Genomic DNA, 12,805 nt, shown 5'->3' with positions numbered 1-12,805 from the left:
CGCCGCCGCCACAGGCAGCCAGGGTGCAAGCCAGCAGCAGCGCAACGGACAGTCGGCGCGCGTGGAATCGGAGAAGGAAATGCATGGTGTCGTGGTCCCGGTGAATGGCCCGTTGCCGCGTCGATGCGGCCGGGCATGAACAGCGAAAGGTCGAAATGCGCGCGCACCGATCCCCTCGTGAAGGGGCGGTGTGCGAAGCGGGCTTGTGCCCGGTGCGGCGGGCGTTGGACTACCGCGCTGCGGGTCGCAGCAGGTGGGCAGTGAGGCGGTGGGCCGGTGCGGCGCGAGACTGCGGGTTGCGGCACCCGGCAACTTGCAGGCGTGGCCAGGCGCGAAGCGCCATTGCGAAGTCGGTCATCTTTTTCTTCCCTGAGTTTTTATGTGACGTCGCGAGGTCGTTGGTCGACCTCGGCGCGGCAGCGGAACTCTATGGAGCCACGATGACGAAGGCGTGCATTGCGCGTGACAGAAAAAAGACTTGCAGACCGGCGCCACGCGAGCAATGAAGCGCTCGTGCCTCTACTTCAACGCGGCTTCAACGCGGCGGCCTGGGCGTCGCCAGGTCGCTGTAGCGAACCCGTATCCGGCCCTCGCGGTCGATCAGCATTTCGTCGGCGCTCCACACGCCGTTGAGCACGCTCTTTGCCGCTTCGCCATGGACCACCGCGCGGCCATCGCGGAAAGAAGTGACAAGGCCATCGAAGCGCGGCGCTATCGCCCATTCGCCGCTGTGGTCGACAAAGCCCAGCTTGCCCTGCATTCGCCTGCAGTTGTCCGGGTCGTTGCCGGCGTCGCGGATGCGGGCGCCGGCCAGCCCTTCGCTGAACCCGTGGTCGTGGGCCTCGTCGAAACGACGACCCGACGCGAAGCGGCCTCGTGCGTCGATGTAGTTGTCTTCATAGCTGTATGCAGGGCAGTCCGGCCTGCCGACTACCTTGCGCTCCAACCTGATCGGGATCAACCTTTCATGCATTCGCGTGCGTTGCAGCGCCTGCCCGAAGCGGCCGGTCCACGGCATGGTCACGCGCAGGTCGGGGCCGAGGATCGCGTACGACGATCCGTCGTGGCCCACCAGGCTGTGGCCTTCACCGAGCGCGCTGAAATCGGAGCAGTCGATGCGGCGCCGGGTGTTCAACAGTTTCTTGAAGCCGACGAACTGGCCGGCGCGGCTGAGCACGCCTCTTTCGCCAGCCTTGTTCTCCACGCAGTAGGCGGCGTTTGCCTCCAGGCCCCTGAGCGAGCTGAAGACGCCTGAATAGAGTGCAGGAGCGACGATCCGGCCCATGGTGTCGACCAAGCCGACGCCACCGCTTCCGGGCTGCGTGAAGGGCGCCACGCCGCCGCTGAAATCGCCCACGACCTGGAAGGGGTGGCTGGTGGGCGGCTGCCATCGGTAGTCCGGCATGCCCGTCGAAGGAGCGGCGGCCAGCAGTGCCGACTGGTCCGGCCCCATCACGAGATTTCCGTCGCGATCGATCACCGACCAGGGGGCGTTGACGTGATACGGCCCCCGGCTGGTATGGGCGTAGCCGGCCGTCCACCCGGAACCTCGCACCAGCGCGCGGCCATCATGAAAATCGCGTGCCTTGACCCACTCCCGCCGCAAGGGAATGACTTCGCGGCCGCCGGTGTCGATGTAGCCGCAACCCCGCTCGTCGCACACGCGTGCGCGGCCTTCCGAAAATGGACCGGCGTCGCGGTAGCGCGCCGGCACCACGACCTGGCCGCGCGTGTCGATGAAGCCGAAGCGCTGCGTGCTGTAGTCGCCCGGGGTCACGTTGAAAAAGAGCAGCATGCCGTCGCGGAAATGGCCCAGCCGCCCGAACGCATCGCCACGGTTCTCTTCCCCTGCCTGGGGACTCCAGACATGGTCGATCGGTTGCTTGCTGACCGGGCGGCCTTCCGCATCGACCAGCAGGCACCACTTCAGCAGCGCGCCATCTCGCTCGGCGCAGAGGAGCCACGGCGGTGTGCCCGTGCCTGTACCTGCTAGGGCGTTCTTGCCCGGCGGTTCAGCGAGCGTTGCACCCATTGCGCTTCCCGTGAAAAGCGCGAGCGCCGTTGCCGCGGCCAAGGCAGAACGACGGGTCGCACCGCTGCAAAGAAATTCGATCATCCGCACTGCCTCCCTGTGAGGGGCGAGATTAACCGCCCGCTCACAGCGCCGACAGTCATGCGTTTTTTCTTGCGGTTCCAGTGCCTGCTTTTTGCGGCGCGCTGTGGGCGGAAATCTGATGAACGAGCAGCTCCGATTTCTCCTGCGCCAGCCGGTGCGACGCATCCAGCTGGGCCATGGCGTTGCGGAACACTTCGCAGTCGAACGGCTCGCCCATGACCACCGATTCGATCCAGCCGTCGAAGGCCGCGCGCCTGGCCTTCAGCGCGTTGTGCGCCGCGAGAAATTCATGCCATTGGTGAGGAACAGAGACAGAGGAAGAGGAGGAAGAAGACATGGCGCTCGCTCCGCCTCTACCGGTCCGCGTCGGGTCTCACGCCCAGCATCGAGAAGTAGCGGTTCAGGTCGCCTTCTTCGCGCAGCACTTCCTGCATCAGCTCGGGCAGCGGCATGCGGCCCCAGGTGACGGCCCGGTTGACCAGGTACGGCGTGGGGCTGTGCGGCTCTTCGCGCAGCAGGTAGGCCGCCGCCAGTTCCAGCCATTGGTAGGCCTCGGCGCGGCTGTTGATGCGGCCGTTGCCGCTCGCCGGCACGGCGCCGGGTTGCGGCCCCGAAGGAAGAGGGAATGAAGAAGATTCTTCGCGCATGGTGTGGTCGTCCGTCGAAGTCACGGGAAAAGGCGATGCCTCCGAAGCGTGGCCGGCAGGCGGCCCGGCGGGCGCGACCGGCTTTTCTTCATCGCGTGGGTCGCGTCCCTGGAGCAGGCTGCGAACCGCCTGGCGTATCTGGGCCAACATGTCAGTCACTTTCGAAAGGCTGGGCGCATCGATGCCCAGGCGCTCGTCGAGCAGCGCCTCCAGCGCGTCCCACGCGGTGTAGGCCTGGCTGAGCCGGTCGTCGAGCGCCGCGAGCGCGTGCAGCTGCTGGCCGGCATGGTCGAGGATGTCCTGCCGCGAAGCGACGGGCTCGGTCGCGCCGGGCGTCGATGCGGCTGCCCGTGCGCGCGCAGCACCGCTGCCGAACTCGGTGGTAATGGCGCGCTGCCACTCGCACAGGTTGATGAAGGGCTGCGCGGGCTCGGGCCATTGCAGCAGCGGCACGTGCAGCAGCAGCGCCTGCGCCAGCGTGTCGTTGGCCCACACGAAGACGGCGGCGCGCACCTCGGCATCGCCGTCTTCGTCGATGCGCGGATGCGCGCTGTCCCAGAAATCGCGGACCAGCCCTTCGAGCAGCCGGGTGCCAGCGACCAGGCCGTCGAGCGCGTGGCGGTGCACCCAGGCCTCGGTGAGCCACGCGGCCACCTGCAGGTCTTTGCTGCGAAGCTGCAGCACCTCGCTGCACAGCAGGTCGGCGGCGCGCCAGTCGGCCTTCTTGAGCGCACGCGTCCATTCGCCCATCGGCAAACTGGCGTCGTCTTCGGAGCGTGCCTCGCGGATGCGGCCGTACACGGGGTCGTAGCGCAGCGTGGGGCCCGCGGGGCCTTCCGCGCTGTCGCCGAGCGGCAGAAGAAAGGCATCGAGGTCGGGGGCGAAGCCGGCCGATGCCGCGGGTGCGAAGTGCTGCAGTGTCGTCATTGTTGGAGGTTCCATTCGGGCGCGCGCGCCGGAAGCGCCGAAGGCCAGGGCAGCGGCGTTTTCTTGCCCGCCGGGCTGGCGGCGATGCGCAGGTACACGCGGGCACGCCCGCCGCTGGGTGCCTGCGCCGCGTCGCCGGCCGATTGCGCCACCAGTGGAAACTCGAAGCGCAGCAACTGCGAGCGGCCGTCGGGCCGTTGCGAAGACTCGGCCTCGCGCTGGCGCTGCGCCAGCGTCAGCAGTGCCCACGGGTCGGTGAAGCGGTAGCTGACGGTCTGGCCGTCGGTCAGCAGCGCGGGCTGTTGCGCGTCGGCGCGCGCCACCAGCGGCGAGTCTTTCGCGATGCGCAGCACCAGCGCCACCGGCATGCCGTATTCCCAGCGCAGGGTGCGCGGTGCGTCGCGCAGCCGCAGCACCTGGTCGCCGACCTCGAAAGACCAGTCGATGATCTTGTTGCCTTCGATCTCGGCGGTGGTGTTGACGCGAAAGTCCACGCTCACGTCGAAGCCTGGTGCCGCGCCTTCCTCCATGGGAAAGAGCGGGCCAAGAAAATCGCGCGCGCGGCCGAACTGTTCCGCGAAGCGGCGCGCGGCCTGGCCCGGCAACGCGACGCTGCGCGCACCGCCGCCGTTGTCCGCGCGGTTGTCTTTCAGCGCACGGGCCAGCGGGTCGAAGGCGCGCAGCAGGTCGGTCACGTCGGCCGGGTCGGCCACGTCGAAGGCGCGGCCGGTGGTAGCCCCGGTGCCGAAGGGATGCCTGCCCGCCAGCGAGCGATTGAAGCGCGCCGAGAACTGCGCCCACAGCTCCTGCTGGTCGCCGAAGTGCAGCTCGTGGCAGCGCGCGAGCAGGGCGCTGTAGATCTGCGCATGGCGCTCGGCAAAGTAGTCGCCCACGCGGCTGGCAGGCGCCTTGCCGGCGAGCTTGGTGGCGCAGGTCTCGCGGTCGATCTCGGCGCCGGTGGTGCCCAGGAATTGTTCGAGCAGCAGCAGGCTGCTGTTGGGGTTCTTCAGGCGGTAGCGCTCCAGGTCGCGGTTGATGGCCTGCCAGCGCTGCGCGAGCGCCGAGCCTAAACCGGTGCCGTCGAGCGCCGCGGTGTAGCTGTCGGCCAGCTTGCCCAGCGACTCGGCACGGCCGTACTGCTGGCCCAGGTAAGCCGCCAGCGAGGCCGTGTCGGAGACGCCGAAGGCCACCAGCATCGGGCCGCGCTCGCCGCGCCAGTCCTGGAAGTCGCGGCCGCGCGTGGCGTACAGCTCCGAATGCGCGAAGGCTTCGTCCACGCCTTCGAGGCGTTGCAGCGCATCGCGCGAGACCAGCGCGCGCAGGTCTTCGGCGCGGGCCGTGGCGCCCAGTTCGAGCAGCAGCGCCTGCACCTTGGCCAGTCGCTGACGCGATGCTTCGTAGGCCGCGGCCTGGGTGTCGCTCGCCGACGCCGCCGAAGCCATGGTGCTGCCCGTGGCGGCGTCGGCCACCTGGTCGATCACCAGTTGCGCGAAGTGCGCGTTCAGCGCGCTTTCCACGCCGGGGCGAACCGTCGGCGGAAAGGCCAGCATGCCTTCGCTCATGTAGCGCTTGCGGATGTCGCCCAGCGCCAGCGCCTGGTCGAGCCGTGGCAGGTCCCACGCAGCAGTGGCGCGTGTGCCGGGGCCCGGCAATTCGCGGTCGCGCGCGGCGGCCATGAAGGGCTGGCCCAGCAGTGCGGTGAGCGCATCGCGCAGCGCGATACGTTCCGGTGCCAGCGCAAAGCGGCCTTCTTTCTCTTGCCAGACGATGCCCGGCTGACCGGCACCGAAACGCAGGTTGAACTCGGCGCGGAATTTACGGAACGCGTCTTGCGCGCGGGCGCGCACCGGCTCGGCCGCCTCCAGGCCCAGCAGGCGGTTCTGTTCGATGCGCGCCAGCGTGCGGTCATAGGAGGTTCCCAGCACCAGCTCGGGCTGGCGCATCCAGCCGCCCTTGCCGGAGGCCACCAGGTCTTCCTGGTCCTTGATGGCCGCAATCATTTCGCGGTAGCCGGCCGTGGTGCGCGCAAAGGGGCCGGGCCCCGCGAGCGTCGGTGACAGCCGCGCCAGCACCTGCTCGGACAGCAGCAGCTCGTTGTGGTTGAACAGGCGCGCGTCGAGTTGCGCCGTGCCCTTGTCGAGCGCGCAGCGCAGCGCGGCCTGCACCGGTGCCAGCGGAATCGACAACGCGCTGCCACCCGCCGCCTGGCGGAAGTAGCGCAGGTTGCGGCTCAGGTCGGCCGGCAGCTCGGCGCCCAGCGCATAGCGCACCGCCACGCGCAGGTCTTCGGCATTGCCGGCCGAGGGCTGGCGCAGCCGCTCGACGGCCTGCAGCGCGGCATCGAGCTGTTCGACCGAACCCAGGTAGCGTTGCAGCGCGCCGAACTCGGGCTGGTCTTCCACCAGCAGGCCGTTCTTGCGCGGTGCGTCGCCCAGCGTGCGAAAGCTCGGCGGCGTGCTGCAACTGGCGCCGACGATGAACTCGCCCGTGGCCTCGTCCTGCTCGACACCGCTGAGCTGGCTCACGCGGCCCAGCAGTTCGCGCCGCAGCGTGCCGACCGCGATGTCGCCGAACTCGCGTTCGATGCGTTCGATGACGCGCTCGTTCAGGTCATCGAACAGCTGCCACGAACCCGGCATGAAGAAAGAGTGCGTGCCATCGGTGCGCAGCCGCTCGTTCATGGCCAGCAAAGACAGCGCCTTGTTGCGGTACCAGGCCGTGGGCACCGCCTCGCCGCGCTGCTGCGCGCGCATGCGGTACTGCGCGTCGTGCTGCAGTTGCGACAGCGCGGCCACCAGTGCGCCGTTGTGCCGGTGCAGTTGCCAGGTGGCCACCAGCAGGCCGATGCCCCAGCCGCCGAGAAAGATCACGGCCGTCCAGCGCAGCGCGCGGTGCAGCACCGGCCGCGCCAGCGTCTGCGTGCGTGAAGGCCGCGTGAGGCCGTATTCGAGAAAGATCTTCTTTTCGAACAGGTCGCGCAGGAACGCGGGCTGGCGCATCAGCTGCGCGATCAGGTCACCGCTGCCGGGCTCCTGGCGGCCGTAGATGTCCTGCTCGGCGTCGATGGCCGCTGCGTTGGCAAGGGCCTGTGCCGATTCGCCGCTGTCGCCGGTCAGGTAGATGCCGCGAAAGAAGAAGGGCTCGTGGTAGGCGCTGGGGCGCATCAGCTCGTCGACATACAGCTGCAGCTGGCCGCGCAGCGCCTCGATGCGCGAAGGCAGCAGCAGCTGCGCGCCGGCGCCCTGCGGTGCGGTCTCGGTGGCGAACAGCTCGGCCGATACGTCGGACACCGAGCGCGCCACCGTGCCCACCGCTTCGTCGACCCAGCCCGGCTGGTAGGTGGTCGACAGGTCGTAGGGCGAAGACCAGCCCAGCATGCTGGCGCGCAGCGGTTCAGGCAGTGCGCGCGCGAAGGCACTGAAGCCTTCGAGCTGCTCCGCGCCGGTGACCAGCACGTACACCGCGAAGCGCATCGCAAAGCGGTTCTGCGCCAGCCACAGGCGCCGGTGCGCGAGCTTGGCGCGCTTGGAAAGCTCCAGCCGCCCATCGGTGCTGTCGTCGAGCAGCAGCGCCGCCGGAATGGTGATGACCACCGAGTCGAACGGCCGCTGCGGCCGGTAGGCCCGGCACATGCCGAGGAATTCGTCCCACGGTTTTTCGGAGGCGTCGTCGTCGTCGGGCGAGCCGAGGTAGGCGCCCTGGATGTCGATGACCACGCCACGGTCGAAGAAGTGCCACGAAATGCCCTGCGTGGCCGCGGCCGATGCCGACTCGGTGCTCAGCGCGCTGGCCACGCCCGATTGCTCGATCGGCAGCTGGCGGTGGTCGTCGCCTTCGTTCAGCACCATGATCCACGGAATGCCGTAGCGGTCGGCGCGCGAGGCGATGTTGCCTTCGATCAGCTCCACCGCCTGGCGGAACGAGCTGCGCAGCGAGTCGAAGCGGATGCGCGCGACCTTCGGGTCGCTCGACGGCTTGGCTGTGGAGCGCCGCGCCGCAAAGTACAGCACCATGCCCAGCACGAGCAGCACCACCACGGTCAGCACCGCGATGGAGATGAGAAACAGCTGGTCGGTCAGCATGGCCGCGCCTTCGCCGGACGACGAGAAATATGAAGGCCGGTCATCGCTGCCACGCTCCCGACGCATCGACCACCGCGCCCGGCTGCAGCACCTGCCGCACGGGCCACGACTGCCACAGCCACAGCAGCTCGGACACCGCCAGCAGCGTGGCCGCGCTCAGCAGGAACAGCACCGTCCAGCGGCTCAGCGTGGGCAGCTTGCGTGGCGCGATGTGCGACAGCGTGCTGGTGTACGCACGCTCCGACACCACGCGGTCGCGGCCCGAAAAATCGGCTTGCCGTTGGTAGACGAACTGGAACAGCTCTTCACGGTAGCCGCGCAGGCGGCCGTCTTCGCCGGTGCCGCGGTACTTGCCCTGGAAGCCCAGCGCCAGCGCGAACAGGTACAGGCGCGCCAGATCGCGGCGTGAAGGTTCGCGCGCCGAGAGCAGTTCCTCGATGCGGCTGAACACCAGGTCACCCGCGATGTTGGTGCGAAAGAGCGCCGACTCCAGCAGGTGCGCGGTCCAGCGCTCGCGGCCGATCCACGGCGTGTGCAGAAGAATCTCGTCGGCCAGCGCCGCCTTCAGGTAGCGCGCGTCGGCCACGTTCTCCAGTTCGAAGCGCGTGCTCTCGCGGCGCGATTCCAGGGACTGCAGCTCGAGCAGGTTTTCCAGGTGCCGGGCCAGCGCGTTCGCCACCGCGTCGGGGTCGGTTTCGCGGCTGTCGTTGGTGCGGTCGCGTGCCTTCACGATCTCGTCGTAGAAAGCGCGGAACTGCCTGGTGATGTGGTCGTCGACCGCAAGGTCGGGAAGGTGGCGTGCCATGGTGAATGAAGCGGGTTCTCGGGTGCTGTGGCGTCACTCTTTGACGAAGAGCACGATTTCCTGTGGCGGCTGCGCCGTGGCGCCTTCGTTGGCGTTGGCAATCACCAGCCGTTCGCCGGCCACGGTCAGCACGGCGCTGGTCTGGATGGCATAGAGCAGGTAGCCCGATCCCGGCCGCACGCCCAGCTCGTCGGCCGCCTCGATGGGCGCGCGCACGGCGCCCAGCACGCGGCGCTCGCGCAGCGACGGGTAGGCCGACTGCGCGCCGACGATGGCGCTGTCCATCCACGCCAGCAGGTCCTTGTCGGACTGGCCGCGCAAGCCGACCACCAGCCGCTTGCCCGAAAGCCATTGGGGCTGCAGCATGGTTTCGAACGCGCCGTGGCGAAACTCGAACTTGTGCTCGCGGTACTCCTGGCTCACTTCCGACACCGCTTCGCGCAGCGCCAGAAGCAGCGGCGCGAACACGCGCGACGGGTCGGCGTGGTCGTAGTCGGGCGGCACCGGCGGCAGCGCGCCGGGCCGCAGCAGGCTCAGCGACGCGAGCAGCGCGCACAGTGCCCAGTACATCGGCAGCGGGTGCAGGTGCGGCGTACGCAGCACGGCCTCGGCATGCGGCAGGCCCGACAGCAGGCTGCGCAGCCGGTCCTTCAGTTCCAGGTGCGCCAGCCGGTCGTCCACGCGCGACGAGGGCACGGCCGTCTGCTTGGCGACGAAGGCTGCCTTGCCGCGCAACTGGCCCAGCAGCGCGGCGGCGGTGGTCCACAGCGGGTTGTCGCGCGCCACTTCCAGCAGCGGCGGCTGCACGTCGCCGAGCTTCACCACTTCGTTGTCCTTGAAGACGTTGCCGATGCGCAGGTGCACATGGGTGCCCGGCGGCACGGCCCCCGCGCTGAGCGCCAGCCGGGGCAGCAGCCGCGGAATGCTCGCGGGCTCGGCGTCGGACACCGCGTCTTCCACCGGCGCACCGGCCACCGAGCGAAAGCGCAGCGTGGCCGAGCGGTGGCGCGCGGGCGCCGTGACCGGCAGCGTGAGGTAGATGTCGAGTGGCTCGTTGGCCAGCTGCTCCGCATGCGGCGCGAGCGACAGCTCCAGCACGCCGTGCTCGGCGTCGGCCGCCGAATACTGCACGGCCGTGCCATCGGGCAGGATGGCTTCGAGCGCCAGCACGCGCAGCAGGCCGGCGGGTAACAGGCCGTGGTCGAACACCAGCCGGCGCACCCCCCAGCTGAAGGGTGCGGCGGCCAGTGTCTGCCAGGCCACGAGAGAGTCCATACGCGCGGCGGACTGCTGAAAGTGCTGCGGCGACAGCAGCATGCCTTCATGCCACTCGATGCGGTCGGTGATGGGGGCGGCGCGGGACACGTCAGACATGGCGTGCGCCTGCGCGGTGGAGGGTGAGGTGTGTGTTCACGGGTGTGTGCTTTTCAGTTCAGCGTGCGGTGGTGGACACGTCGAAACTCTGGATGTCGAAGCGGGCGACGACGGCGCCCTTGAGGTCTTCCACGCGCATCCGGTTGGCGCCGGGCGTGGTGTAGTTGGCGTAGACGAACACCGCCGCCACGCGCGGCGCGCCGAGGCTGCTGGCAGGCACGCGGATCGTCTGGCCCGGCACCAGCTCCCACGAGCGGTAGCTCAGGCTTTGCGGAAAGGTCTTCTGCAGGTCGGCACGCGCGCCGAACCACTTGGCCGCGCTCAGCTCGGCCACGCGGCCGAGCATGGCGTCGTCGAGCACCATCACCAGGTCGACCGCCACCGGGCTGTTCTGGTTGGCATTGGGCGCGGCCGTCAGCGTGAGTTCGCTCCAGTCGACGCGCGTGCCCTTCGAGCTCAGGAAGCCCGGCATGGCGCAGCCCGCAAGTTGCATCAGCAGCCATAGCGCCAATGCCGTTCTGAAGATCCTCGTGCGACTCATCGCGAAACTCCGGGGGGCGGGCCTGCCTGGGACAGGGCCGCGGGGTAGGTGGTGGTGCTGGCCGTGGCGCCGGCGCCGCCCGGCTGCGCCTGCCGCGCGCCGACGGCGACACCCATCAGCACGATCAGCATCGCGGCCAGCACGCCGCCGCCGGCCAGCAGCGCGAGGTGCGCGCGCGTGAGCACGAGGCGAAGCGGCTGCACCGGCGATGCGGCGGCTTGCGGTGCCGCGATGCGCTCCGACGGCAGGCCGGCCGACACGACCGCGATCAGCACGCAGGTGGCCAGCAGCGTGAGCAGGTTGCGCGGCCCTTCGCAGATCAGGTCGATCGCCAGGAACAAGGCCAGCGCCGCCTCGAGGGGCAACTGCAGCAATGACAGCACGATGCCCGCATAGCCCACGTTGGTCAGGCTGCTGTTGCCCGCCGACGCAAAGGCCGCCACCGTGGCGCCCGCGCCGACCATGCCGATGTCGGCCGCGCTGAGCGTGCGGTCGTAGAGGTTGGCCACGAACAGCGCCAGCAGCACGTAGTACAGCGCCGAGCCCGCGCGCAGGAAGACCGAGGCCGTCGGCACCACCAGCTCGACGATGCCCCGGCTGAAGCCCAGCCGCGCGCTCATGGCCTCGATGGTGTGCGGAATGCTGGCCGTGGTGCTCGACGACACCAGGCTCACCAGCATCGGCGTCTTCAGGTGCTGCAGCACCTCGGGCAGCGGCTGGTTGCCGCGCCGGTGGATCACCGCGATGGCGGCGCTGCCCAGCAGCGCCACCAACGCGACGAAGTGCAGCACGAAGCCGCCCATGGCGCGGATCGTTGCCACGTCGGTCTGCGACAGCACATGCGCCGCCATGCCGAAGGCCACCACCGGCAGCAGGATGTTGGCCCGCGCAATGATGAGTTCGAGCGTGCGGTACACGCCCTCGAACAGGTGGTTGAGCGCGTTGTGCTGCGTGCGCGCCAGCGCGGCGAAGGCCAGGCCGAACAGCAGCGCGCAGGACAGGATGCCCAGCGAACGCCCCTCGACCAGCACGCGGAAGAAGTTGTCGGGCAGCAGCGTGGCGCGCGTGCGCTCGGTGCCCGCCACGGGCGTGCCGTTGTCGTCGTCGTCCCACAGCCGCATCTCGATGTCGCCGCCATCGCCCCCGGCCTGCTGCACCAGTTCGCCAAGGTGCGCGCGCGAGTCGCTGCCCAACTGCGCGCCCGGCGCGTTGACCCAGCCCAGCGCCAGCCCGGTGCCTGCGCAGAACATCACCAGCAGCAGCGCCAGCCCCGCGATCATGAGGATGCGCCGGCCCGGAAAAGGCAGCCCCATGGTCTGGCGCAAGCCGAAGAAGGTGGCCACCACCAGCAGCGGAATCGCGGCCATGCTGACGATCGACAGATAGACCTGCGCCGCGACGTACGCCACGTCGCCCACAGAAGGTACATACACGCCCGCGAGCCCGCCTGCCGCCATGCAGAGCAGCAGCGCGAGCAGGCTGTGGGACATGCGCGTCAGGAAACCCATGCTGGCCTGTTCCAACCCTTGTCGAGTGCGAAGGCGACGGTGGCGCGCGCCAGTTCGAGCGAACTGTCGACCAGCGTCAGCGGCGTGGGCGCGGCGGCGCGCGCGGCAATGGGGATCTCGGTGCAGCCCATGATCACGGCGGTGGCACCGGCAGCGGCGATGGCGGCAAGCGCACGGTCGAGTGCGGCGGTGCCGGCGGGCACGTCGCCGGCCTTCACAGCGCGAATGCAGGCATCGACATCGTGCTGGCCGGTGGTGCTGTCGGGAACGAAGAACGCGATGCCGCGTTCGCGCAGCGCGGACTGGTAGAAGCCCGACGCAAGCGCGCCGCGCGTGGCCAGCACTGCGACCCGAGCACGCGGTGTTGCAGCCACGGCGGCAACGCAGCACTGCGCGATATGAATCACGGGTGCGCGGCTGCGCTCGGCAATCTGCGGATACCAGTGGTGCGACGAGTTGCAGGGAATGGCGACGACGCCGACGCCGATGTGGTTGAGAAGATCGACGTTGGCCAGCAGTGCGGGGAGCGGGTCGGCGCCGGTGCCGAGGATGGCGCTGGAGCGATCGGGCACGTGCGGCAGGCTGGCGACGATGACGGGCAGGTGGTCCTGGTCGCGGGTGGCGGGTGTGAGCTGGACGAGCTTGTCCATGAAGTCGACGGTGGCCGACGGGCCCATGCCGCCGAGGATGCCGATGCGTGACATGTGTTCTTCCTGTTTATTCATCACGCTGCTTTTTTGCCCGGGGGGCAGGGGAGTGTTCGGGGCGCGTGCGTTCTTTGGGCGTGCGACTGACACCGGGTGCT

At 69.2% G+C, this 12,805-nt stretch carries 9 protein-coding genes; all 9 read right to left on the bottom strand.

The window, feature by feature from the left end:
- Window positions 1-535: 535 nt before the first annotated feature.
- From DBV14_RS09295 to DBV14_RS09255, 9 genes are read right to left on the bottom strand one after another with little or no spacing between them, the layout of a single operon-like run.
- Complete coding sequence (locus DBV14_RS09295) at window positions 536-2,116, bottom strand: WG repeat-containing protein (protein ID WP_185545976.1); 1,581 nt, start codon at window positions 2,114-2,116, stop codon at window positions 536-538.
- Window positions 2,117-2,171: 55 nt separating this feature from the next.
- On the bottom strand, window positions 2,172-2,453 hold the full coding sequence (locus DBV14_RS09290) for a hypothetical protein (protein WP_124458898.1): 282 nt from the start codon (window positions 2,451-2,453) through the stop codon (window positions 2,172-2,174).
- Between the two features lie 16 nt (window positions 2,454-2,469).
- Window positions 2,470-3,690, bottom strand: a complete 1,221-nt coding sequence (gene tssA / locus DBV14_RS09285) for a type VI secretion system protein TssA (RefSeq protein WP_124458897.1) — start codon at window positions 3,688-3,690, stop codon at window positions 2,470-2,472.
- On the bottom strand, window positions 3,687-7,772 hold the full coding sequence (locus DBV14_RS09280) for a type VI secretion system protein (RefSeq protein WP_124458896.1): 4,086 nt from the start codon (window positions 7,770-7,772) through the stop codon (window positions 3,687-3,689). Before DBV14_RS09280 ends, tssA begins: the two co-directional genes overlap by 4 nt.
- Window positions 7,773-7,812: 40 nt before the next feature.
- Entirely contained in the window at window positions 7,813-8,577 is a 765-nt protein-coding gene (locus DBV14_RS09275) for a DotU family type IV/VI secretion system protein (protein WP_124458895.1), read from the bottom strand.
- 33 nt (window positions 8,578-8,610) lie between these two features.
- Window positions 8,611-9,951, bottom strand: a complete 1,341-nt coding sequence (tssK, locus tag DBV14_RS09270; protein ID WP_124458894.1) for a type VI secretion system baseplate subunit TssK — start codon at window positions 9,949-9,951, stop codon at window positions 8,611-8,613.
- Window positions 9,952-10,009: 58 nt separating this feature from the next.
- Window positions 10,010-10,492 (bottom strand): hypothetical protein, encoded by a 483-nt coding sequence (locus tag DBV14_RS09265; protein WP_124458893.1) that lies wholly within the window; start codon window positions 10,490-10,492, stop codon window positions 10,010-10,012.
- On the bottom strand, window positions 10,489-12,000 hold the full coding sequence (locus tag DBV14_RS09260) for a dicarboxylate/amino acid:cation symporter (RefSeq protein WP_124458892.1): 1,512 nt from the start codon (window positions 11,998-12,000) through the stop codon (window positions 10,489-10,491). Before DBV14_RS09260 ends, DBV14_RS09265 begins: the two co-directional genes overlap by 4 nt.
- Complete coding sequence (locus DBV14_RS09255) at window positions 11,988-12,704, bottom strand: aspartate/glutamate racemase family protein (RefSeq protein ID WP_124458891.1); 717 nt, start codon at window positions 12,702-12,704, stop codon at window positions 11,988-11,990. Before DBV14_RS09255 ends, DBV14_RS09260 begins: the two co-directional genes overlap by 13 nt.
- Between the last annotated feature and the right edge of the window lie 101 nt (window positions 12,705-12,805).

Source organism: Variovorax sp. KBW07 (genome assembly GCF_003852515.1).
Lineage (GTDB): Bacteria > Pseudomonadota > Gammaproteobacteria > Burkholderiales > Burkholderiaceae_C > Variovorax.
This window is presented reverse-complemented; position numbering and strand designations above follow the sequence as displayed.